The 23,230-nt window shown below is 45.5% G+C and carries 26 protein-coding genes and 1 other RNA gene; 9 read left to right on the plus strand and 18 right to left on the minus strand.

Annotated elements, in window-relative coordinates:
- Positions 1–43: 43 nt before the first annotated feature.
- The 11 genes from acpS to rpoE all read right to left on the minus strand — a co-directional run bounded on the left by acpS (position 44) and on the right by rpoE (position 9,265).
- Positions 44–424 (minus strand): holo-ACP synthase, encoded by a 381-nt coding sequence (acpS, locus tag ACHFJ9_RS20275; protein ID WP_395356118.1) that lies wholly within the window; start codon positions 422–424, stop codon positions 44–46.
- 10 nt (positions 425–434) lie between these two features.
- Positions 435–1,169, minus strand: a complete 735-nt coding sequence (gene pdxJ, locus ACHFJ9_RS20280) for a pyridoxine 5'-phosphate synthase (protein WP_005384579.1) — start codon at positions 1,167–1,169, stop codon at positions 435–437.
- Positions 1,166–1,897 carry a DNA repair protein RecO gene (gene recO, locus ACHFJ9_RS20285; RefSeq protein WP_006743310.1) on the minus strand — a complete coding sequence of 244 codons (732 nt, stop codon included), beginning with the start codon at positions 1,895–1,897 and terminating at the stop codon, positions 1,166–1,168. Before recO ends, pdxJ begins: the two co-directional genes overlap by 4 nt.
- A 98-nt stretch (positions 1,898–1,995) precedes the next feature.
- The gene (gene era / locus ACHFJ9_RS20290) at positions 1,996–2,958 is read right to left on the minus strand and encodes a GTPase Era (RefSeq protein ID WP_006743309.1); all 963 of its coding nucleotides are present in this window, start codon (positions 2,956–2,958) and stop codon (positions 1,996–1,998) included.
- On the minus strand, positions 2,951–3,628 hold the full coding sequence (gene rnc, locus ACHFJ9_RS20295; protein WP_005393907.1) for a ribonuclease III: 678 nt from the start codon (positions 3,626–3,628) through the stop codon (positions 2,951–2,953). Before rnc ends, era begins: the two co-directional genes overlap by 8 nt.
- Positions 3,629–3,648: 20 nt before the next feature.
- Complete coding sequence (lepB, locus tag ACHFJ9_RS20300) at positions 3,649–4,548, minus strand: signal peptidase I (RefSeq protein WP_005380933.1); 900 nt, start codon at positions 4,546–4,548, stop codon at positions 3,649–3,651.
- Between the two features lie 104 nt (positions 4,549–4,652).
- Positions 4,653–6,446, minus strand: coding sequence for a translation elongation factor 4 (lepA, locus tag ACHFJ9_RS20305; RefSeq protein ID WP_005393909.1), 1,794 nt, complete (start codon positions 6,444–6,446; stop codon positions 4,653–4,655).
- A 158-nt stretch (positions 6,447–6,604) separates the two neighbouring features.
- Entirely contained in the window at positions 6,605–7,075 is a 471-nt protein-coding gene (locus ACHFJ9_RS20310) for a SoxR reducing system RseC family protein (RefSeq protein WP_005384575.1), read from the minus strand.
- The gene (gene rseB / locus ACHFJ9_RS20315) at positions 7,072–8,037 is read right to left on the minus strand and encodes a sigma-E factor regulatory protein RseB (protein WP_005393918.1); all 966 of its coding nucleotides are present in this window, start codon (positions 8,035–8,037) and stop codon (positions 7,072–7,074) included. Before rseB ends, ACHFJ9_RS20310 begins: the two co-directional genes overlap by 4 nt.
- A complete protein-coding gene (locus ACHFJ9_RS20320; RefSeq protein WP_395356123.1) occupies positions 8,034–8,660 on the minus strand; it encodes an RseA family anti-sigma factor in 627 nt (208 codons plus the stop codon). Before ACHFJ9_RS20320 ends, rseB begins: the two co-directional genes overlap by 4 nt.
- A gap of 26 nt (positions 8,661–8,686) precedes the next feature.
- Positions 8,687–9,265: an RNA polymerase sigma factor RpoE gene (gene rpoE, locus ACHFJ9_RS20325; protein ID WP_005380946.1), complete on the minus strand. Its 579-nt coding sequence runs from the start codon at positions 9,263–9,265 to the stop codon at positions 8,687–8,689.
- Positions 9,266–9,818: 553 nt separating this feature from the next.
- Here rpoE and nadB point away from each other — a divergent pair.
- A complete protein-coding gene (gene nadB / locus ACHFJ9_RS20330) occupies positions 9,819–11,432 on the plus strand; it encodes an L-aspartate oxidase (protein WP_041853018.1) in 1,614 nt (537 codons plus the stop codon).
- A gap of 22 nt (positions 11,433–11,454) precedes the next feature.
- Here the strand turns inward: nadB and ACHFJ9_RS20335 are convergent, their stop codons facing one another.
- Both ACHFJ9_RS20335 and ACHFJ9_RS20340 read right to left on the minus strand, forming a co-directional pair.
- The gene (locus ACHFJ9_RS20335) at positions 11,455–11,937 is read right to left on the minus strand and encodes a protein YgfX (RefSeq protein ID WP_308384594.1); all 483 of its coding nucleotides are present in this window, start codon (positions 11,935–11,937) and stop codon (positions 11,455–11,457) included.
- A complete protein-coding gene (locus tag ACHFJ9_RS20340; RefSeq protein WP_005393925.1) occupies positions 11,885–12,145 on the minus strand; it encodes a succinate dehydrogenase assembly factor 2 in 261 nt (86 codons plus the stop codon). The genes ACHFJ9_RS20335 and ACHFJ9_RS20340 overlap by 53 nt, the downstream gene beginning before the upstream one ends.
- Positions 12,146–12,334: 189 nt before the next feature.
- Between ACHFJ9_RS20340 and ygfZ the strand changes: the two genes are divergently transcribed.
- The 3 genes from ygfZ to ACHFJ9_RS20355 all read left to right on the plus strand — a co-directional run bounded on the left by ygfZ (position 12,335) and on the right by ACHFJ9_RS20355 (position 14,615).
- Positions 12,335–13,303, plus strand: a complete 969-nt coding sequence (ygfZ, locus tag ACHFJ9_RS20345; RefSeq protein ID WP_104974800.1) for a tRNA-modifying protein YgfZ — start codon at positions 12,335–12,337, stop codon at positions 13,301–13,303.
- Complete coding sequence (locus ACHFJ9_RS20350; protein WP_031780369.1) at positions 13,296–13,769, plus strand: aminoacyl-tRNA deacylase; 474 nt, start codon at positions 13,296–13,298, stop codon at positions 13,767–13,769. The genes ygfZ and ACHFJ9_RS20350 overlap by 8 nt, the downstream gene beginning before the upstream one ends.
- Positions 13,770–14,408: 639 nt before the next feature.
- Positions 14,409–14,615 carry a DUF1107 domain-containing protein gene (locus tag ACHFJ9_RS20355; protein WP_005380970.1) on the plus strand — a complete coding sequence of 69 codons (207 nt, stop codon included), beginning with the start codon at positions 14,409–14,411 and terminating at the stop codon, positions 14,613–14,615.
- 65 nt (positions 14,616–14,680) lie between these two features.
- Here the strand turns inward: ACHFJ9_RS20355 and ACHFJ9_RS20360 are convergent, their stop codons facing one another.
- The 3 genes from ACHFJ9_RS20360 to ACHFJ9_RS20370 are packed head-to-tail and all read right to left on the minus strand — an operon-like array spanning position 14,681 to position 17,701.
- A complete protein-coding gene (locus tag ACHFJ9_RS20360; protein WP_046875102.1) occupies positions 14,681–15,889 on the minus strand; it encodes an FAD-dependent 2-octaprenylphenol hydroxylase in 1,209 nt (402 codons plus the stop codon).
- Positions 15,890–15,920: 31 nt separating this feature from the next.
- Positions 15,921–17,099 (minus strand): 2-octaprenyl-6-methoxyphenyl hydroxylase, encoded by a 1,179-nt coding sequence (gene ubiH, locus ACHFJ9_RS20365; protein ID WP_134648175.1) that lies wholly within the window; start codon positions 17,097–17,099, stop codon positions 15,921–15,923.
- Positions 17,100–17,122: 23 nt separating this feature from the next.
- Positions 17,123–17,701, minus strand: a complete 579-nt coding sequence (locus ACHFJ9_RS20370; RefSeq protein ID WP_005393931.1) for a YecA family protein — start codon at positions 17,699–17,701, stop codon at positions 17,123–17,125.
- Positions 17,702–17,950: 249 nt separating this feature from the next.
- Between ACHFJ9_RS20370 and ACHFJ9_RS20375 the strand changes: the two genes are divergently transcribed.
- From ACHFJ9_RS20375 to serA, 5 genes are all read left to right on the plus strand, one after another.
- Positions 17,951–18,259, plus strand: coding sequence for a cell division protein ZapA (locus ACHFJ9_RS20375; RefSeq protein WP_005393932.1), 309 nt, complete (start codon positions 17,951–17,953; stop codon positions 18,257–18,259).
- A gap of 8 nt (positions 18,260–18,267) precedes the next feature.
- Positions 18,268–18,452: non-coding RNA, 6S RNA (gene ssrS, locus ACHFJ9_RS20380), on the plus strand.
- A gap of 5 nt (positions 18,453–18,457) precedes the next feature.
- Entirely contained in the window at positions 18,458–19,057 is a 600-nt protein-coding gene (locus ACHFJ9_RS20385; protein WP_395356129.1) for a 5-formyltetrahydrofolate cyclo-ligase, read from the plus strand.
- Between the two features lie 53 nt (positions 19,058–19,110).
- Positions 19,111–19,767: a ribose-5-phosphate isomerase RpiA gene (gene rpiA, locus ACHFJ9_RS20390; protein ID WP_005380982.1), complete on the plus strand. Its 657-nt coding sequence runs from the start codon at positions 19,111–19,113 to the stop codon at positions 19,765–19,767.
- A 273-nt stretch (positions 19,768–20,040) separates the two neighbouring features.
- Positions 20,041–21,273 carry a phosphoglycerate dehydrogenase gene (gene serA, locus ACHFJ9_RS20395; protein WP_005393937.1) on the plus strand — a complete coding sequence of 411 codons (1,233 nt, stop codon included), beginning with the start codon at positions 20,041–20,043 and terminating at the stop codon, positions 21,271–21,273.
- Positions 21,274–21,333: 60 nt separating this feature from the next.
- Here the strand turns inward: serA and ACHFJ9_RS20400 are convergent, their stop codons facing one another.
- Together ACHFJ9_RS20400 and ACHFJ9_RS20405 are read right to left on the minus strand one after the other, a co-directional pair.
- Positions 21,334–22,026: an oxidative stress defense protein gene (locus ACHFJ9_RS20400; RefSeq protein WP_005393939.1), complete on the minus strand. Its 693-nt coding sequence runs from the start codon at positions 22,024–22,026 to the stop codon at positions 21,334–21,336.
- A gap of 227 nt (positions 22,027–22,253) precedes the next feature.
- Positions 22,254–23,150, minus strand: coding sequence for a LysR family transcriptional regulator ArgP (locus ACHFJ9_RS20405; protein ID WP_046875104.1), 897 nt, complete (start codon positions 23,148–23,150; stop codon positions 22,254–22,256).
- Between the last annotated feature and the right edge of the window lie 80 nt (positions 23,151–23,230).

Genomic DNA, 23,230 nt, shown 5'->3' on the forward strand with positions numbered 1-23,230 from the left:
GCATCTGCTCTGGCTTTTTAGTATTTTGTTTAAGACTTACAAGCTAGGATTCAAAAATGACCGTCGCCACAGCGTAATGACGCTCATCGGAAATGGACAGGTGAATGTGGTTAACGCCCATCGCATCCGCTATTTGCTTTGCTGTGCCCGTCAATGCGAGCACTGGTTTTCCAAGCGCATCGTTCGAGATGGAAAAATCGTGAAACGTGACCCCTTTTGCGATCCCTGTCCCCAATGCTTTTGAGGCCGCTTCTTTGACCGCAAAGCGCTTAGCAAGATAACGGCCTTGCAACTTAAGCTGTGAAAAATTCGCCATTTCTTCTTCTGAAAGAATACGCTGAGCAAAAGGCTCACCGCTACGAGCTAACGCTTTTTCAATACGCTCAATTTCTGCAATGTCGGTGCCTAACCCTATAATCGCCATCTAGATAGCCCTATGACTGGCGAGCCTCAATCATCAGTGCTTTCATGTCAGCAACCGCTTTATTTAAACCATCAAATACCGCGCGACCAATGATTGAGTGACCAATGTTGAGTTCGTAAATTTCTGGTAATGCAGCAATTGGGGCGACATTGTGATAAGTCAGGCCATGCCCGGCATTAACAATAATACCTAGATCATGTGCATAACTCGCACCAGCGGCAATCTTCTTCAGTTCAGCTTGTTGTTCGTCTTCTGTCGTCGCATCTGCATAATGGCCAGTATGTAGCTCAATAAACGGAGCACCACACTTTTTCGCAGCTTCAATCTGTTGACGGTCAGCATCAATAAAGAGCGAAACTTTAATGCCTGCATCTGTCAGCTTTTTCGTCGCAGCTTTAATTTTTTCAAGCTGCCCCACAACGTCCAAGCCACCTTCCGTCGTCAGTTCTTCACGTTTTTCAGGCACTAAGCACACAAACTCTGGTTTAGTTTGCAGCGCAATCTCAACCATTTCATCCGTCACTGCCATCTCTAGATTCATGCGCGTTTGAATGGTTTCACGCAGAATACGTACATCACGGTCCAAAATATGGCGACGGTCTTCACGTAAGTGAATTGTGATACCATCCGCGCCTGCACGCTCAGCAATTTCTGCAGCGTGAACAGGATCAGGGTATTTTGTACCACGTGCATTACGTAGAGTGGCAATATGGTCGATATTGACGCCTAAATAAATTGAGCTCATTTTCCGTTACTCCGTGCTCTGGGGGTCTGAATGAAAAATTCACGACTTTTTAAAGGTTTGCCGCCAAGATACGGCTTTAAGGCTATACGTGTAAAGCGTTTTGCCGCTTTTAGCTGCTCTTTAGTGACGAACCGCCGCTCACTGATAGCAATCAGCTCATTCCCTAAAAACGTAAGGTTATCGCGCCTAACCGAAGCTATGAAGCCTTTTTGTTCCCGGTAACGATACGTCATCTCTGGGTCGACGGGCTCGCCAGTACCTGCACAGTGCAAGAAATCCACGCCATACCCCATAGAAGAGAGCAATGCTAACTCAAAACGACGCAGTGCTGGCTCAGGGTTCTCGTTGTGTGCCAACTCTGTTAACGCATGCAAATAATCATGAAATAGCGCTGGCATCGGCACTTCAGCCATCAATATCCGACCAATCAGTTCATTAACGTACATGGCAGAGTAGAGATTAATGCCCGTTAGCGGTAAGCCTAGGCTTATCGGCTCAGCTTGACGCAAAGTCTTCATCGAACCTTTCCCCGACCATTTAAGTAACAGCGGAGTAAAAGGTTGCAATGCGCCTTTTAAGTTCGAACGCTTACTGCGCGCGCCTTTCGCCATTAAAGTCATTCGACCATATTCCTCACTGAATACATCAAGGATTAAGCTCGATTCACTGTAAGGGCGGCGATGTAATACAAAGCAGCGCTGTAAACCTTCGGAAGACAGATTACTCATCTAAGTCATTGTGCCTAAAAAGTGTGAAATAAAAAATAAGGAGCCGAGCGGCTCCTTATTTTAATCGATGTTGGAGCGAAGCATCTTCGCAGCCAAGATTATAAGTCGTCGATATAGCCCAACGAGCGCAGTGCTCGTTCGTCGTCTGCCCAGCCAGATTTCACTTTTACCCATGTTTCCAGGTAAACCTTACGACCGAACAACTCTTCCATATCTAAACGCGCTTCACGACCAATGGTCTTGATCTTCTCGCCACCTTTACCAATCACCATTTTCTTCTGGCCATTACGCTCCACAAGAATCAAGGCATTGATATGGAAACCGTCGGTTTCTGGGTTGTAATCAAAACGTTCAATCTCGACCGTTACCGAGTATGGCAATTCTTCACCCGTGAAACGCATTAACTTTTCACGCACAATTTCAGATGCCATAAAACGCTGGGAGCGATCAGTCACGTATTCTTCTGGGAAGTGGTGCGTTGCTTTAGGTAAGTGATTACGAACGTGCTTACGCAGTACATCAATGTTCTTCCCTTGCTTCGCAGAGATTGGCACAACGTCAACGAAGTCCATCTTCTTAGACATCTCAGCCATGTGTAGCATCACTTCGTTACGATCTTGCACGTTGTCGACTTTATTGACACAAAGCACAACTGGGAAGTTCGATTTTTGAAGCTTAGTCAGCACCATCTCATCGTCTTTAGTCCAATGCGTACCATCGACTAAGAAAAACACTAGGTTTACATCACTTAGAGATGAGTTAGCCGCACGGTTCATCAAACGGTTAATCGCACGCTTTTCTTCGATGTGAAGTCCTGGCGTGTCAACGTAAATCGCTTGGTAATCGCCGTCTGTGTCCACACCCATAATGCGGTGGCGTGTTGTTTGCGGCTTACGTGAGGTGATCGAAATCTTCTGACCCAAGATTTTGTTCAGAAGTGTCGACTTACCTACATTTGGGCGACCAACAATAGCAATAAAGCCACAGTGCTGGTTTTCTGGCGAGCTTGGCTCACCTTGTGATGCGAAAAACGCATCGATATCGAATTCGTTATCAGCCATTTGTTAATTGCTCAAGTGCTGTTTCAGCGGCCGCTTGTTCTGCCTTGCGGCGGCTGGTGCCTTTCCCGATTACAGGCTTGTCTACACCTGCTACTTCACACTCAACCGTAAACTCTTGGTTGTGCGCTTCACCTTTAATATTAGTCACTGTGTACACAGGCAGCGGTTTTCTTCTGCCTTGCAGGAACTCTTGTAGGCGAGTTTTCGGATCTTTTTGTGAGACGCCAGGTTTAATGGCTTCAAGGCGTGAGTTGTACCAACTCAGTACAATGCCTCGCACGACTTCAAGATCGCTGTCTAGGTAAATTGCGCCAATAATGGCTTCAACCGCATCGGCTAAAATAGAGTCTCGGCGGAAACCGCCACTCTTCAATTCACCTGGACCTAATTTTAAATAATCTCCTAGATCGAATTCACGACCCAGTTCCGCCAATGTATGTCCGCGAACCAAAGTAGCACGCATACGGCTCATGTCACCCTCGTTCACTTTCGGGAAACGATGGTACAGATCATCAGCGATGACAAAACTTAAAATTGAATCGCCCAGAAACTCAAGACGTTCATTATGCTTACTGTTGGCGCTGCGGTGAGTCAGCGCCAAGTTGATAAGCCCGGCATCTTGAAACTGGTAGCCGAGCTTTCTCTCTAGTTTATCAATTGGAGAATTCATACTCTCTCGATATAAAATGGTTAGTGAATACCACCGATGCGGTTAAAACGCACACCAGTTGGAATCCATGAAGGTAGAACGCTATCTGCGCCACGATCAAACTCGAAGCTGATCCAAATGGCGACAGCTTTGCCGACTAAGTTTGCTTCAGGAACGAAGCCCCAGTAACGGCTGTCAGCACTGTTGTCACGGTTATCACCCATCACAAAGTACTGACCTTGTGGTACAACCCACTCTGTCGTGCCGCTACGTGGGAAGTATTGCTCCACACGGTTACGAACAAGAGGGTTAACCAAAATATTGTGCTCCACGTTACCCAATTTTTCATCCAGTTGGATCATTGGAATACCGTTCGAGCTAAACTGACTTTCTTCAACATTGCTCAGTTTAACTGGTTTACACGCCGATTCACCTTGGCTTTGCACGCAAAGCTGCTTATCACTTGAATAACGCACTATATCACCAGGCAAACCAACAACACGCTTAATGTAATCCACACTTGGTTGTGGCGGATATTTGAATACCACGATATCACCACGCTCAGGTTTACCTGTTTCAACTAACTGCGTGCGCCATACCGGATCTTTCAAGCCATAGGCGTATTTTTCTACCAAGATAAAGTCACCCACCAACAAAGTCGGCATCATTGAGCCTGATGGGATTTGAAATGGTTCGTAGATAAAAGAACGTAATACTAAAACGAACGCAATCACAGGAAAAATTGAGACGCTATTTTCAACCCACCAAGGCTGACGCTCAACTTTTTGCAAGGTCACTGCATCCAAACCATTAGACGTCTGAGCTTGAATCTCCGCCAGTTTTTCCTGACGCTTTTTCGCGAAAACCAGCTTTTCCAATAGCCAAACCACGCCAGTTACCAAAGTCGCAATAACCAGCATCAGTGAGAATGTATTCGCCATTAAATTCCCTTATCTAAAAATACGAAAGTGAAAGAGCCGAAACCCTTTCACTTATTTTAATATCTAACGTCTTAAGACCGACAAGTGTGAGACAAAGTTCAACTTTAGTCTTTACCTACGTGAAGGATGGCTAGGAACGCTTCTTGAGGCAGCTCAACGTTACCGATCTGCTTCATGCGCTTCTTACCTTCTTTCTGTTTCTTCAGAAGTTTCTTCTTACGACTTACGTCACCGCCGTAACATTTCGCGATTACGTTCTTACGCAGCTGTTTTACAGTTGAACGTGCGATAATGTGGTTACCAATCGCTGCTTGGATTGCGATATCAAACATTTGGCGAGGGATAAATTCTTTCATCTTCTCTACCAGCTGACGACCGCGAGTCTGAGACTGGTCTTTGTGTGTGATCATCGCCAATGCATCAACGGTGTCACCGTTCAGAAGAACGTCTACACGTACCATATTCGAAGCTTCAAAACGCTGGAAGTTGTAATCCAAAGACGCATAACCACGAGATGTCGATTTCAGGCGGTCAAAGAAATCCAGTACCACTTCTGCCATTGGAATATCGTAAGTCACGGCAACCTGGTTACCGTGGTAAACCATATCGACCTGAGTACCACGCTTTTCAACACACAGCGTGATCACGTTACCTAGGTACTCTGAAGGTACCAGGATATTACAACGAGCGATCGGTTCACGAATTTCTTCAATATCATTGATCGCTGGTAGTTTGGCAGGGCTATCAACGTACAGCAGTTCACCATCGGTCTTTTCAACTTCGTAAACTACCGTTGGTGCCGTGGTGATAAGATCTAAGTCGTATTCACGCTCTAGACGCTCTTGGATAATTTCCATGTGCAGCATGCCAAGGAAACCACAACGGAAACCAAAGCCAAGTGCCGCTGAGTTTTCTGGCTCGTAGAATAGCGATGCATCGTTTAGGCTTAATTTGCCCAGCGCATCACGGAAGTTCTCGTAATCGTCAGAAGATACCGGGAACAGACCTGCGTAAACCTGAGGTTTTACTTTCTTAAAACCTGGTAGCGGTTTTTCACAGCCATTCTTAGCCATAGTCAGCGTATCACCAACTGGTGCACCAAGGATGTCTTTAATACCACAAACCACCCAACCTACTTCACCAGTACGAAGGATGTCGGTATCTACTTGTTTTGGCGTAAAAATACCAAGACGGTCTACACCCCAAACTTGACCCGTGCTCATCACTTTGATCTTGTCGTTCTTCTTCAGTTCGCCGTTTTTAATACGTACTAGAGAAACAACGCCAAGGTAGTTATCAAACCATGAGTCAATGATCAGCGCTTGTAGTGGCGCATCTGGATCACCTTCCGGTGCTGGAATCGCTGATACGATGTTCTCTAGAACGTCATCAACACCGATGCCTGTCTTCGCAGAACAGCGGGTTGCTTCCATTGCATCGATGCCAACGATTTCTTCAATTTCTTCTGCCACGCGCTCAGGATCGGCTGCTGGTAGGTCAATCTTGTTCAAGATTGGCACAACCTCTAGATCCATCTCGATCGCGGTGTAACAGTTAGCCAGTGTTTGAGCCTCAACACCTTGACCCGCATCTACAACCAATAACGCACCTTCACAAGCCGCTAGAGAACGTGATACTTCATATGCAAAGTCAACGTGCCCCGGAGTATCGATGAAGTTCAGCTGATACGTCTCACCGTCTTTAGCGGTGTAGTTTAGCGTCACACTCTGAGATTTAATGGTGATACCACGCTCACGTTCAAGATCCATAGAATCCAGAACCTGTGCGGCCATTTCACGATCGGTTAACCCGCCACAAACTTGGATTAGACGGTCTGATAGGGTCGACTTACCATGGTCGATGTGGGCGATAATCGAAAAGTTACGAATGTGCTTCATAGATTTAGGGTGACTAACTCTTTACAAATAGGGACAGTAAGAAACGCCATCTACTGACGGCATTTCAATCAAGTTGGCAGATTCTACCGAATTTCGTTAACGGGCGCACGTAATTTAAAGTACATACCCAAATAACCTTAAGTGGAGGGGGACAGCGCTTACTGGATTGGCTCTCCAAGTACCCTAACAAGGGTAACTTGGCGCTTGGATTCATCCTCTAACGGACGAGAAACACGTTTTGCGATCCACATTCCACCAGCTGCAAATAGTACTGATGCCAATATGATGATACCTTCTCCGCCCGCGGTCAGCGGCGCTAATAGGAAGTGACCAAACATCGCACCGATAATCAAACCAAACAACGGCAGTAAATAAACTGCCATTGCTGATTTTATCAGGCTCGACTCAGGAAAGCCTATCTCGACGACTTGACCTATCTTCACTGATTTATCCGTGCGCAGGTGCCAAGATAAACTCTTGTTACCAATGGCTTTAGTCACAACGCCCGTTCCACAGCTTTTCTGTGAAGAGCAACTACTGCAACTGGTCTGCTGTTCGCAGCTTAAATCAATTTCGTATTGTTTACCGCGACGATGTACGTCTGTCACAGTAGCCAAAGCGGTCATCATTGTTGTTTACTCTTTGTTACATTAAATGTGACAGATTGGGCGATACGTTGTGCTGTGGTCGGCGGAATGTCTCCTACAACGGAGATTTCATGTTGACCGCTCACAAAACTGTGTAGCGTTCTTCTGCCTTGGCGAACCAACTGCCCTTTTAACGAATGCTCATCTTTGTTTGCTACGTAAACAGAGAAGCTAAACAGACCATCAGAATACAGCTGGCTCTCCACCATTTGATTAGTAACGGCCATACGATAGCGGTTGAGCTCGTTCGGCTCGAAACCTTCAGGGATCCAACCTACCTGCCAATTACTGGTCCCAATATCGCCTTTTGGCATGGTGAGAACAGCTGGTAATTGAACATCTTGTAGGCCACTCATTAACTCTGCGATTTTTGGATTCACCGTGTAAGAAATAGTGCGATATTGTTCAAGCATCTCACCATCACGGTCCACAAGGTCGGCACGTAACGGCAATTTACTCTTTTCATCGATCCATAGTACGTATGAATAGCGCAGACCGTCTTTAGGGACGACACGCAGCACTTGTGTTGCTACACCTGCTTCACGAGCTCTACCCACTTTTACATAGTCGTAATACAAGTTTAGCTCATCGATATTGGTGTTGAGCATAGGCATGGTCGGAGCGACCATTTTACCTGACTCTATGGTGAATGGTTCTAAACCCGTTTCGATATAGCTTACTTCTGTGCCACGACGAATCACTTCGCGCACAGGGCCGCTTAAATAAACAAGATGAGCATATTGATCGTCACCATGCGTGGCATGACGATACAGCAACGGCTCAATGCTGTTCTTTTTGATAAGGATATAAGAGAGTTCGTAACTTAAATTCTTACTCGCCTCGCTCATTTGATGCAATAAAGCCTCCGCTGGCTTATCACCAGCAAAGGCTTGAGAAGACATCATACTGAACAGAGCGCAAGCGCTGATCAGAAATTTTTTCATTCAATATCCGGATTCAGATTTGCATCTTGTTGAGATGCATCACTGTTAATTCGTAACTGCAATTCGTAGTCTCGCAGCATAGCATGAACACGCTTACGTTGCTCTTGCATATTTGCTTCACTTACAGAACGCTCAACAGACTCACGAGTTAAACTCACAGGCTCTGCGCTGCCAGCAAACGGAACTGTCTGCAACACAGGCAATTGGTCTGTTTGCGGCGACATTGAATCGCTACCACCGTACTGCTGTACACCTAAAATAACGACAAGCGATACACATGCAGCAACTGCAACTTGACCAAACTGTGTCAACCAACCTGGCAACTGACGTTTTGCTTTTTGCGGTTCTGGTTGCGACTCTTTTGGCGTATCAGCGATTGAGATAACATTTGCACTGTGCGCATCAAACGCACGGTGTGCAGGTTCATCTTCTAACGCTAACGCCACGCTTTCAGCAATATTCCACTCAGGTTTTGCTGGCGCTTCGCCTCGCATCACATCACCGATCAGGTGATAGTTCTGCCAAGCATCACGGCTCTCTTGGTCTTGCTCTAACTCTTGAATTAAAGCCTTATCGACCAATTCTCCATCCATGAGAGCTGAAAGTTTTTCTTTGTCAGCCATTATTTTCACCATAGTTATTACTTGTACTAGCGTTGCAAAAGAGGTCTGATTTTCTTTTCCACCGCCTCACGAGCACGGAAGATACGCGATCGTACCGTTCCTACCGGGCAATCCATCACTTCTGCAATTTCTTCATAACTCAAGCCATCGAGCTCTCGTAAAGTCATTGCGGTTTTTAAATCTTCAGGTAAAGCTTCGATTGCACTGAACACCACCCGTTGCAATTCTTTGGACAACGTTAAGTTCTCAGGGTTCGATATTTCTTTAAGTGCACTACCTGTTTCGTAAAATTCAGCATCTTCAGCATCGACATCTGTCGCTGGAGGTCTACGCCCTTGAGCAACAATGTGATTTTTCGCAGTATTCACTGCAATGCGATACAGCCACGTATAAAACGCACTCTCCCCACGAAAGCTGGGAATAGCTCGGTAAGCTTTAATAAACGCTTCTTGTGCTACATCTGGTACATCGCCAGGATTACTAACGTATCTGGAAATAAGATTACATACCTTGTTCTGGTACTTCGTTACCAGCAGGTTGAATGCTTGCTTATCGCCATTCTGAACTCGCTCAATCAATACTTGATCGGTCAGCTGCTCGTTCATTCGAGCGGATACTCCTATTTGTTATGCCCCTACTCTTCTCAGATATGGGTACTAATTATGCAAAACGTAGTATTGACACCACTGCTTACTTGAGCACTATTGTGACCCTAACGTGAATGAGAAAGTTCCATGGTTTCTCAAGTTTTTTGTCATTGTTTTTTCACAGTGTGATGTCTATACCCAAATGACCACCGTTGCCTGACTTTAGTCTAAGTTTGACAAGCGAGCATCTTGAGGGGAATTGGGTATAATGAATGATCTCTGTCCCAGATTGTGCTGGGTCGAGCATGGAAAAGCAATGGCATTGACAAACTATTACTTTTCATTTGCATGGCTAATGGCTATCTGAACACCGCGTTACAAATATAACTTAGGAAGCATGCTCATGCTCTGCATGAAAAAGAAGAGTGGCTCAGTCACCGCAGTAACACGGATGTCGATAGGTCTCCCAACTTAGCCCTTAGCGACAGGTGTCGCGATAATGGAATGCACATGGTGTGCAAATAATACACAAGGTGACTTTGTTACCTTAGCTTGGGATTATAAAAGTTATATGAACACAAATCGTGAACATGAGTGTGATGTGTTAGTGGTAGGGAGTGGCGCGGCTGGTTTGTCGTTGGCTTTGCGCGTTGCTAACCACTGTAAAGTGATGGTGCTGAGTAAAGGGCCACGCAGCGAAGGGGCGACCTATTATGCCCAGGGTGGTATTGCTGCTGTATTTGATGAGTCAGACACCATTGAGTCACACGTTGAAGATACACAAATCGCCGGCGATGGTATTTGTGACGAAGATACTGTGAGGTTCATTGCTGAACATTCAAAAGAGTGCGTACAGTGGTTGATCGACGGTGGTGTCCCATTTGATCGTGAAGAGGATGATTCTGACGATGAGCCTCGTTACCACTTAACTCGTGAAGGTGGCCATAGCCGTCGTCGTATTCTTCACGCGGCAGATGCAACAGGTATGGCGATGCAAACCTCTCTGCAAGATAACGCTCACAACCATCCAAATATTCATGTTCTCGAACGTCACAATGCGCTGGACTTAATCACCGAAGACAAAATTGGCGGTGATAAAAACAAAGTTATCGGTGCTTATATTTGGAACCGCAACGAAGAGCATGTCGAAACCGTGCGGGCCAAATTTGTGGTTCTCGCTACAGGTGGCGCTTCAAAAGTTTATCAATACACCTCTAACCCAGATGTTTCGTCTGGTGATGGTATTGCCATTGCTTGGCGTGCAGGGTGCCGTGTGGCAAATATGGAGTTTAACCAGTTCCACCCGACGTGTTTATATCACCCAGAAGCACGTAACTTCTTGTTGACTGAAGCGTTACGTGGCGAAGGTGCTTACCTGCGTCGTCCCGATGGTTCTCGCTTTATGCCAGATTTCGATGAGCGTAAAGAGCTTGCTCCGCGTGACGTCGTGGCTCGTGCTATCGACTTCGAAATGAAGCGTTTGGGTGCCGACTGTATGTACCTCGACATTAGTCACAAACCTGCGGACTTTATTACGAAACACTTCCCAACCATTTACTCACGCTTGATGGACTTGGGCATTGATATGACCAAAGAGCCAATCCCAATCGTACCTGCTGCGCACTACACTTGTGGCGGTGTCATGGTGGATAGAAATGGCTGCACCGATCTTAAAAACTTGTATGCGATTGGCGAAGTCAGCTATACAGGGCTGCATGGGGCTAACCGCATGGCATCAAATTCACTTCTCGAATGCGTGGTTTATGCTTGGTCTGCGGCGAAAGATATTCTAAAACATCACACTAACGTGGAGCTTCCTTCACAGGTGCCATGTTGGGATGAAAGTAAAGTGACCAACAGTGATGAAGAAGTGATCATTCAGCACAACTGGCACGAGCTTCGTCTGTTTATGTGGGACTACATGGGCATTGTACGAACTGACAAGCGTTTAGAACGCGCCTTGCGCCGTATCCAACTGTTGCAACAAGAAACGCATGAGTACTACAGCAATTTCCGTGTCTCGAACAACTTATTAGAACTGCGTAACCTTTTACAAGTAGCAGAGCTGATGGTTCGTTGTGCGATGCAGCGTAAAGAGAGTCGAGGTTTGCACTACACGCTTGATTATCCGAACCAACTGGAAAACAGCGGACCAACGATTTTGGTTCCAGCTAAACAGCTTTAATTCGACAAAATAAACTATTACATCAACAGGGAGCATTGGCTCCCTGTTTCATTTCCCACTGGCGTAATACCAAAGATAATTGACGGTAATGCTGATCGTCACAGCTATCACGCCAAATCGTGACGCTACGGCCAGACTGCAATCGAAATGTTATCTTGAATGGCAATGTCGATGTATCGACTCGTTGTAACTGATCCTTTTCAGACTCAAGAGCCGCCGAACATTCACTATACTCAAGGGCCTCAAACCTAACCGAGCCATCGCAATGCACATACCAATAACCCTGACTTGTCGGTTTAACAAAGCCTTGGCTCAGTAGTGCCTTAACAATCATTAATAACAAATAAATCGATAATACGAGAGGGATGCTAGAGAGGGTAACGGCCCAAGTCATCAGTAAGAAAAGTATTACATTGAGAACTCGGGCAGTCAGAGAGGGAGAAGCGGTAAAATTAACGAACTTTGCTGAGGTTATGGGCGACAATTTTATCAACCATTGCAGCATGACCTAAGTTTTCGCTGCGGCCATGCCCCATTATCCAAGTAAACAGATCAGGATCATCGCATTCAAGTAAAGAAACAAAGTCACGCTGCTCTTGTTCACTCAGAGTATCAAAGCACTCTTCAAAAAACGGCATAATTACTACGTCAAGCTCAAGCATGCCTCGACGACAAGCCCATTTAATACGCGCTTTTTCTTCCGGAGTGTACATTCACTATTCCTTCATAGATGTCTTGTTGTTAGTGCGGAGTGTAACAAGGGATGTGCTACGTCACTAGTGTGCGGGTCACAATACGATAGTGAAAGCAGACAAATGTTGATTCGTAAATCGCTCCCCTAGTATCTCAAGGTTATTTGGGTATAACATAGCGGAAAAATATCTTCAAAAGGCATTGTAATTATGGAATGGCAAACTCGTTTTTCAGCACTACCTCTCTCAACTCAAGACGCACTTCCAGAGTTATCTATCTCGCTGCTGGACAATTTCGGCATGATCACCATGGTCGGTGACGATAAAAAATCATACTTACAAGGTCAGGTTACCTGCGATGTCGTTTCTTTAGAACAAGACCAATCAACATTAGGCGCACATTGTGATGCGAAAGGTAAAGTGTGGAGTGTGTTCCGCCTTTTCCATCACCACGATGGCTACGGCATGATCCAACCAAAATCGGCGATTGACGTAGAACTTAGCGAAATAAAAAAATACGCCATTTTCTCTAAAGTAACGATTGAAGCTTCTGATGAAGTTATCTTAGGTGTTGCAGGCGTCAAAGCCGACGAGCTTATTTCTTCAATGAGCAAAACGACTGGCAGCGTTCGCCCTGTTGAAGGCGGCACCGCGGTACAAGTTTCACAAAGCCGCTGGCTACTGATATTAAGTGCGTCAGCTGCGCAACAAGTCGTTGAAAATACAGATGCTGCCCTTACGACAAATGAACTTTGGAATCGTTTCGACATTGAAGCTGGTTTACCATTTGTCTCTGCATCCGCGCAGAATGCTCACATTCCACAAGCACTCAACGTGCAAGCTTTAGGAGGCATTAGCTTCACAAAGGGCTGCTACACAGGACAAGAAACGGTAGCACGAGCTAAGTATCGCGGTACAAATAAACGTGCGATGTACATCGTAAAAGGGGCAACTTCTGCTCCATTTAGTGACGAGCCAATTGAGCTCGAACGCAGCGTGGGTGAAAACTGGCGTTCAGTGGGTGCTTTATTAAACCACTACCAGTTCAGCGACAATCAAGCGATTGGCCTGATCGTACTGCCTAATAATCTCGATGAAGACACTCGTCTTCGTTTGGTTGCTCAACCAGAATGTGAATGGACAATCGAATCACTGCCTTACAGCCTTGATGATGAGTAATACAATCAATACTCCTTTGATGCAATTTCTCACAGACCAACACATTCCGTTTCGTCTGTTACCGCATCAAAGACCAGCAACCACTATTGAGGATGCCGCGCAACAACGCGGCATTCGCCCTTCTCAAATGGTAAAAGCGATCTTGCTACGAGACATGGGTAATCAATATGCTCTCGCCTGTGCGCCTGGTGATCGTAGTGTCGATCCCAAAAAAGTGCGATCGTTACTGCAATGCCGCCGGATGACTTGCGTTGATCAAGCCGACGTTGAGGCCATCACGGGTTACAAAATTGGTACTGTCACTCCACTATTACTCAAACGACACATGCCGATCGTGTTCGATCCTAGCTTACTAGAAGAACAGGAAGTCACGATCAGCAGTGGCGATCGTATGGCTGGACTGGCGCTTTCTATCCAAGATCTTATCCAATTGTGTCAGCCGACCGTAGCTGAGATCTGTCGTTAGTCGTCTAAAAATAATGTAATAGCACGTAGTTTTTCTATCACCACGTGATCTCGCTCATATCTATAAAAATAGACGAGAGAATTTTTAATCACATATAAAACATAAATAGTCACAAAGATAAAACTCGTATATGCTGAATTTGTTGGTTAAGTTTCAAACAAGCACTTAACCAACATAAAGTGAATCAGCTGACTGAATGACAGTATTCATGCCGTCAGCTGTCCACTTTTGTGTAATGCATCTGTGACTATTCGCCCGCTGAAGCGGGCTTTTTTTTGTGCGGAACTTTTTTCTCTTCCTCTTTCTCTAACCGTTATGACGTAAAGTTTGTTCTGTTGGATACCACCTCAATAGAAACAATTAGCAAACAATCATTTTCGTTCTATTCTTAATTCTGTAACAAAACTATTGCTTAATGCGTCACGTAAAAAGGAGTGTATTGTTGTAAGGGTTCCTTGAACGGTGATTTTTTGGGGTAATCCTCACGCTATTTAAGAGATGACACTGTCAAATTGTCTAAGACAACACAAATCTCTGACGCAACACCCTACATCTGTATTTAATACTATGGCTGTCACAATAATTTTCGCGTCCAAAACGTAGAATACCTAGGCTAGGTTAGATAAAAGGAAAGTAAATATGAGACTGTTTAAGCGCTATACACCAAGTATGATTGCTAAACATATAAGTCGTCTTTTTAAAGGAAGAATTTATATTTACGGGGTCGGTAGATTCGAGTTTGATAACGGCAAGTTAATACTGCCGGAGAAAGCAGAGCAACGCCATTTCCGAGCGGTCAAAGAGATCAACCAAGAAATAATGAAACTCCGATGCGCATATGCTTAGCAAAACGTTGATAAAACAAAGGCTGGATTAACCAGCCTTTTGTGTATTTGAAGTTCGCTTTACACCTACTGACGTGCCAGATCAGGCAGATGACCTTTTAGACCAAGCGCACGCTTCATGATCTCATCTTTCGCTCCCGGCAATTGACCCGCTAAACTCAAACCAATGCCACGAACCAGCTTCTTAGCAGGATTCTCTCCAGAGAACAGGTCTCGGAATCCTTGCATTGCAGCGATCATCTTTGCTGCTTCCGCTTTGCGCCAACGCTCATAACCTCTTAGATTGCGTTTGCTGCCAATATCTTGGCCTTGCTTCCATAGCGCTAACACCTCTTGAGCGAGGCTGGCTGCATCTAATAAACCTAAATTCACACCTTGCCCCGCTAGTGGGTGAATGGTATGGGCTGCATCGCCAACCAGCGCGACTCGCTCTACAACAAAATCTCGCGCATAGCGCATTTTCAAAGGAAACGCGGCACGCTCTCCCACAACTTCACATAGACCAAGTCGTGTATCAAATTCGCTCGTCAATGCTTTGTTGAAATCATGCTCACTCATTGCCAATAGCTGCTCTGCACGATTTGGCTCAGTGGACCAAACAATAGAGCACATATCTGGTTGCGACATTGGCAAAAACGCCAATGGCCCTTGAGGAGTAAAAATCTGTCGTGCAATGCTCTTGTGCGGAGCAGCGGTTTTAACATTCGCGACCAGAGCATGATGTCCATAATCCCAATGCGTTAACGGAATATCCATTTGATGACGAAGCCACGAGTTTGCCCCATCGGCTCCGACCACTAACTTAGCCGTCATGGCTTGACCATTGTCGAGCGTCAACCAACTTTCTTGTTCGCCCACCGCTAAGGTCGCGCAACGTGCAGGCATAAACATAGTGACGTTATCGAGCTTTTGGACTTGTTCGAGCAGTGCGAGTTGAATCACTCGATTCTCAACAATATGCCCTAAATCAGGTTGTGCCATGCTTTGTGCATTGAACTCAATACTAGCAAAGCTATCTTGCTCCCACACTTCCATACCGTAGTATGGTGAAGCTCGGCGTTGCTCTATCCCCTGCCAAGCGCCAAGCTTACGCAAGATAGTCTCACTAGAACGGCTCAACGCAGACACACGCACATCAGGTAACTCTTTCAACGACTCATCTGGCACCTTGCCTTCTATTACGGCGACACGCAGGTCACTGTCCTTGAACGCGGCAGCAAGTGCCAACCCAACCATCCCTCCGCCGATGATGGCGATATCTACACTTTGCATCATTGCTTTTTATTACCTAATTCAGTGCGGCCGTTCATCGTTTTACCAAACCAAGCGTATGGCGCAGTAGCGGCTGCTTAAAAATAGAAAGGTTATCCATCGCTGCTAAGGCCGTATTTCGCCCAATTCGCATCGCGGGTAAATCATTTGAAAAAATATGCACTAAGGCACTGGTTAGCCAGATCGTTTCGCTTCGATCTGCCTCTCTACGCTGACTAAAGCGCATCAAGCCTTGATAAAGACCAACATCATCGCTTTGCTGCACGATTTCTTCTGCTAGCGAGACAACGTCGCGAATACCAAGATTAAAACCTTGTCCAGCTATCGGATGCAGCGTTTGCGCCGCATTCCCAACAATCGCAAAACGATGAGAGATATTTTGCTTTCGATGTCGAAGAAGCAATGGGTAACTCGCACGTCGTCCCACTTTTTTCATCGCGCCCAAACGCCAGCCAAAATCTTGTTGTAAACGTTGGAGAAATGCTTGGTCAGATAACTCAAGAACTGCTTGGGCTTCCTCAGGGTGCAGACACCAAACTAAGGACATTCTATTGTCACTCATTGGCAATAAAGCAACAGGGCCATTTTCAGTAAAACGTTCAAAGGCTCGACCTTGATGAGGTTCTTGAGTCACAATATTGGCAATGACAGCCACTTGTTCAAAATCTTGCTCAGAAAGTTCTAGACCAATTTTCTGACAACAAGTCGAAACAGCACCATCGGCTGCCACCAGCAGTTTTGCTTCAAGCTTCCCACCGCTTTTCAACGTAATATGGGTACAGTGTTGCTCGCGCTCGATATCGGTAACAGAGTCAGGGCAAAACAGCGTAATGGATGCGCTGCTATCTAATAATTCTTGATATACGCGACCAACATCGGCTAATTCGACAACATACCCTAGTGCTTCAACGCCAATCTCTTGCTTGGTAATTTCCGTCATCCCAGCATGAGAGCGGTCAGAAACGTGGATATGTTCAATGGGTGTGACAAACGGCTCTATCGAGGTCCAGAGCTGTAGTTGACGCAACAGATTGACAGTACCGTAAGACAATGCGATTGAGCGAGAGTCAAAACCAGGGTGCATATCTGACTGCGCTTTAAAAGGCTCAACGACGGCAATGCGGAGCTTTCCCTGAGACAAATGGTCAATCGCTAATGCCAACGTTGCCCCTGCCATGGCACCACCAGCAATGACTACATCATATTGCTTCATGCTAACCTCTGGACCATCTACAATTAATGAATAGTAGGCTTTTTATCGCTACTTTCAGGGCGAACACCAAACTCAGCATGAATCGTTAGTACGCAAGCTTTGATGTGTTCAATCACTTGTTCTAGCAATTGCGCTTGTTCACCGAGGTCGTCATCTTCATCAATGCCTAATTTGGCAATCTCTTCTAGGTCAGCCAATGCTTCTTTAGCGTCATCTGACGCTTTATTTAGCGCAACACCTGCTAGACCTAACCCAGAAATAAAGTGGTTTACGAAATCGGACACGCTGTCAGCCAATGTGAATAAGCCTTCTTCTCCCGGCTCATCTGGCAATAATAAAGACAGCTCCATCGACGTGCCCGTGAGTTCATTGACAGTAACGGTAAATACGCTTTGAGCAAAAGCTAGCGCAGTAGAAGGCCAACCCATACCATCATTGGTGTAGTCAAACAGAATAGGCTGCCAAGTTTGATCATTAATCGCCAATCCACCACTTAACATGCCGACAAATAAGCCATGTAATTCCGCAGGTGTTACTGCTAGGCTTGCAGATTGCAGTTCAGCAGCAATAGATTGGTATTCAGGAAGGGTGATTTCACTCATAACTTGGCTCATTCTTGCATAATAATGTATTGGTATATCCTACCATCAAGGTTAGTGGTCTGAAACGGCTATCAAATTCAATTTTGAACAGCATTTGCTCAATTTGCCCAATTCCTGTGTGATCTCGTCATCATTTCTCTTTCTGTGATGGGAAATGCTTGAATCTTAATAGCGGTTTTCCTATAGTTTGCTCCTCGGTAGTTGTATGAAGCAACACCTTAGATAGCGCGAATATAGAGTTTATTCATCATGAGCAATCAAGCGATCGACGTTGAAATATTAGGCAAAGTTACACGAGTGAATTGTCCGACAGGACAAGAAGAGTCTCTTGTTGCAGCGGCAAAAGATCTGGATCGCCGATTGAAAGAAATGAGCGAACGTACTAAGGTAACCAATGAAATCCAACTGCTGACCTTCGCTGCATTGAATATTTGTTATGAGTTGCACACCAAGTCATACGAATCAAACGGTCAACAGCAAGAAATTACTGAGCGAATGGAAAAGCTCACTGCGTCTCTTGAGAACGCACTAAGCAAAGTTACGCAAGGACAGCAGTAAATACAAAATTTACCCTGGGGTGTGCGTCAGCAGGATTTAAGTCCCTGAGCCGATAAGCAATACCTAAGGGTTAGTATTTGGTAACTATTGAGCAAGCTCGGCATGCACCGAGAAGCCTACGGTTGTCATTGCTGATCCGCCTTGAACCAGCTGGTTCAAGGGCCACAATCCTCAACGGCACCCTGGGGTATTCTCTCTATGTCAGACCTCTCTCGACAAGACTTCCGCAAACTGATTCGTGAAAAGCGCAACGCATTGTGTAGCGACACGCAATTCCAAGCGGGGATCGACCTTGTCACTCAGTTCTCTCAACTTCCTGAAATCCAGCAAGCGCAGCATATTGCTATTTATCTTTCTGCTGACGGTGAACTTGATACCAAACCGCTCATTGAGTGGTTGTGGCAACAGGGAAAATCGGTTTATCTACCTGTCATCCATCCGTTTTCCAAAGGTCAGTTACTGTTTCTTCTGTACGTAAGTGATGATCAATTGGTCTACAACAAATACGGCATCTTAGAGCCCAAACTGGACATCCGCCACCTCAAGCCCGTTCGTCAACTTGATATCATTTGTACACCTTTGGTTGGATTCGACAGCATCGGCCACCGCTTAGGCATGGGCGGAGGGTATTATGACCGTACCCTGTCTCATTGGTTTATAACCGGAGAAGGTGCCAAGCCTGTTGGTATCGCTCACGACTGCCAACATGTAGAACGCTTACCAATTGAAAGCTGGGACATTCCATTACCTAAGATCGTGACCCCAAGCCGAACATGGCAATGGGAAAGTGGCAAGTAAGCCGCTATAATCACGCCCGCAAACGTTAACGAACATCTATTCAGGAGATTGGCATGACTCAAGATGAAATGAAAAAAGCGGCTGGTTGGGCAGCACTAAAATATGTTGAGAAAGGCAGCATTGTCGGTGTTGGTACTGGCTCTACCGTGAATCACTTCATCGATGCACTAGGCACTATCAAAGACGATATTAAAGGTGCAGTGTCTAGCTCTGTCGCTTCAACTGAGCGCCTTAAAGAGCTTGGTATTGAAGTATACGAGTGTAACGACGTAATGAAGCTGGATGTGTATGTTGATGGCGCAGACGAAATTAACCCAGCACGTGAAATGATCAAAGGCGGCGGCGCGGCTCTGACTCGTGAGAAAATTGTCGCAGCAATCTCTGATAAGTTTGTATGTATTGTTGACGGCACCAAAGCAGTTGACGTACTAGGTCAGTTCCCACTACCTGTAGAAGTGATCCCAATGGCACGCTCTTACGTTGCGCGCGAATTAGTCAAACTGGGCGGTGACCCGGCTTACCGTGAAGGCGTTGTGACTGACAACGGCAACGTAATTTTGGATGTACACAACATGCAGATTACTAACCCGAAAGAAATGGAAGACAAGATCAACGGTATCGCGGGTGTGGTGACTGTGGGTCTTTTTGCTCACCGTGGTGCTGACGTCGTAATCACAGGCACACCAGAAGGCGCAAAAATTGAAGAATAAATAACAGCTCAAATCGACCTATCTGGTTCACTTTTCTGTTATTTCATTACATACGGTGCTGCAAGGCACCGTTTTTTATTCCTTTCTCTAAGAAAATTATCTCTTATTCCGTAATTTTCTTACCCAAAGCAATTTTTTTTTGTTACTTTATTGAACAGAAGACGCACAAGGAAACGTTTGTCCTCCTACAAAACTATCAATTATCCCCTTTTTAATAGTTTTGCCCAATGTGCGCCACATTAGCCCACCTTTCCATTTTAAGGACGAGAAAAAATGGCCAAAGTTTCACTGGAAAAAGAAAAGATTAAGATCCTCTTGTTAGAGGGACTCCACCCTTCTTCAGTTGAAGTTCTTCAAGCAGCTGGTTATACCAACATTGAGTACCATAAAGGTTCCCTTCCGGAAGAAGAATTGATTGAAGCGGTTAAAGACGTGCACTTCATCGGTATTCGCTCCCGTACGAACCTATCCGAAGAGGTAATCAATGCGGCGAATAAACTGGTTGCAATTGGCTGTTTTTGTATCGGTACTAACCAAGTAAACCTAGACGCAGCAGCAAAACGCGGCATTCCAGTGTTTAATGCACCGTTCTCTAACACACGCAGTGTGGCGGAGCTGGTACTTGGTCAAATCCTACTACTTCTGCGTGGCATTCCTGAAAAGAATGCGCTTGCACATCGCGGTATTTGGAAGAAAAGTGCTGACAACTCTTACGAAGCACGTGGCAAACGTCTTGGCATTATCGGATACGGCCACATTGGTACGCAGCTAGGTATTATTGCCGAAAACTTAGGTATGCGCGTTTACTACTACGACATCGAGAACAAATTGTCCCTTGGTAATGCGACGCAAGTACATACCATGAGTGAACTACTAAACAAGTGTGACGTAATTTCTCTGCACGTTCCTGAAACGCCAGAAACAAAAAATATGATGGGTGAAGCTGAGTTTGCTCGCATGAAGCCAGGCTCAATCTTTATTAATGCAGCACGCGGCACTGTCGTGGATATTCCAGCGCTTTGCCATAGTTTAGAAGCGGGTCACATTGCAGGCGCTGCGATTGATGTATTCCCAACAGAACCAAAAACGAATGCCGACCCGTTCGAATCTCCTTTGCAGAAGTTCGATAATGTCATCCTCACTCCACACGTTGGTGGTTCAACGCAAGAAGCACAAGAGAACATCGGTGTTGAGGTCGCCGGAAAACTGGCGAAGTACTCTGACAACGGCTCTACGCTTTCAAGCGTAAACTTCCCAGAGGTGTCACTGCCAGAGCACGGTGGTGAATGCTCTCGCTTGCTTCACATCCATAAAAACCGTCCTGGTATTCTTACTCAGATCAACACCATCTTCGCGGAAGACGGTATTAACATTGCTGCACAGTACCTACAAACAGCCGCTGAAATCGGCTACGTAGTGATCGATGTTGAAACCGAGCGCTCAGAAGAAGCGCTAGCGAAACTGAAAAGTATTGAAGGCACTATCCGTGCTCGTATCCTTCACTAATTTGTGAAGCAGAAATAACAAAGGCAGGGAATACCCTGCCTTTTCTTTTTGCACCCAGTATTACTTCAGCTTGTAAATCACGTCAACTTGATCGCGAATAATCATGGTAGAATCCTGGTAGCTGTTTGCCCCTTCTTTACTGTCCATCGCCATCGAGCGCATTAGAACTGGCTGAACGTGCATCTGTCTGTAATTGATCTGCCAGACATCGCCCAATTTTTTCTCAAAGCCAGTAGCCAGTGACGCTGCTTTTTCTCGCGCATCTTGGATAGCCGCCATGCGTGCCTTTTGCTGATACTCAGCCTGGTTGCTTACCTTAAGTTGAATATTATCAACCTGATTAATCCCTGCTTCTAACGCCATATCGAGGTACTGGTTTAGGTTTTTTAGATCCGTAACCGTCACATCAATGCTACGAGAAGCGCGATAACCAACGAGCTCTGCTTTACCAGATTTAGGGTAGTGGTATTGAGGCGCAAGGTATAAATTCGAGCTGGTAACATTGTCTTTTGATAAGCCAGCATCAGACAGATTTTTCAGAAATTGCTCAACGGTTTTGTCTACTGACTGCTTGGCCTGTTCAGCAGTCATTGTCGTGTCTACCACTTTTACAGAAAACGTCGCCATATCTGGTGTAGCAATAACTTCACCATAACCTGTCGTCGTTACGTGAGCAAATTCAGGCGAGTTCGCCAACACTGAAGCACTAGTAAGGCTGAGTGCAGAAGCCAGCAAAAATGAATACAGTCTCATTCAATAAATCCATCCATACAAAAATAAAGTACTTACTCTCAGCAGAAAGGCTCAAGATTTAGACAAAACTATCACTACTGAGAAAGTGTATGGTTTCATAATAGAAACTTCTGTCGATTATCCAAGCACTCAGAATGACTTCTAACACAACTTTGACTATGTAACATTGGCGTAATTTTTCAACGAAACACTCTGTCGGCAATGAACCCATCGATGCGACAATGAACTTATTGAGGTAAGTGTCGCTGAGCATACCCGACTATCGCGTGTGAGATTTCTTGTAGAACCCCCGTTTCCAGTTGCCAATGATGCCAATAAATCCGATGCGACATTAAAAAACCGGGAGTAACATCAACCAACGCGCCACGCTCTAGCTCGTCGGTAATTTGCAAACGAGGGATTAAGCAATAGGCTACACCAGCTAACGCCACTTTTAGAAACGCTTCAGAGCTGCTGATGTTATGGTGAATGACGCTATCAGGGCTGACATTGAAATGCTCGGTAAGAAAGGTTTTATGTAGGTCATCATATTGATCATACGAAACGGCCGGCGCCTTGGCCAAAGTCTGGTTATTGACGCCTTGAGCAAAGTAACGCTGATAAAACTCCGGACTCGCGACACAAACGTAATCAACACGTCCCAAGTAATCCGCTCTACAGCCAGGTATCGGCTGGGATTCTAAGCTGATCGCCCCCGTCACTTCGCCACTTTTTAGCTTTTCGATGGAACGAGATTCACCGTAGATAGTGAGTTTGAGTTCAACTTGACGCTGCTTCATAACATCTTGCAGTGCAGGCAGTAGCCAAGTAGCAAGGCTATCAGCATTGGTCGCCAAAGAGAGTTGTACAGGTCGAGTACTGGTATCATTCTTGAGCTCGGGCAGAATTTCATGCTCGAGTAAGCGCACTCGACGATAAAGGCCTAATAACTTTTTACCAATCGGCGTTGGCTTGGGTGGTTGACTACGAACCAAAACGGGTTGTGCAAGAAACTTCTCTAATTGTTTAATACGTTGAGAAATCGCTGATTGCGAGACAAATAAATGCTCAGCTGCACGCTCAAAGCTCCCCTGATAAACCACGGCATCTAATGCCTCAATCCATTTATAGTCCAACCCTCTCATCCTGCTCTTCCTCTCCTGATAAAACATCAACCCTTAAATTAGCCTAGCTAATATAATATTAAAATCATTAATTATACTTA

Origin of the sequence: Vibrio sp. D3, assembly GCF_043995865.1 — a bacterium.
In the GTDB taxonomy this organism is placed as follows: Bacteria; Pseudomonadota; Gammaproteobacteria; order Enterobacterales; family Vibrionaceae; genus Vibrio; species Vibrio diabolicus.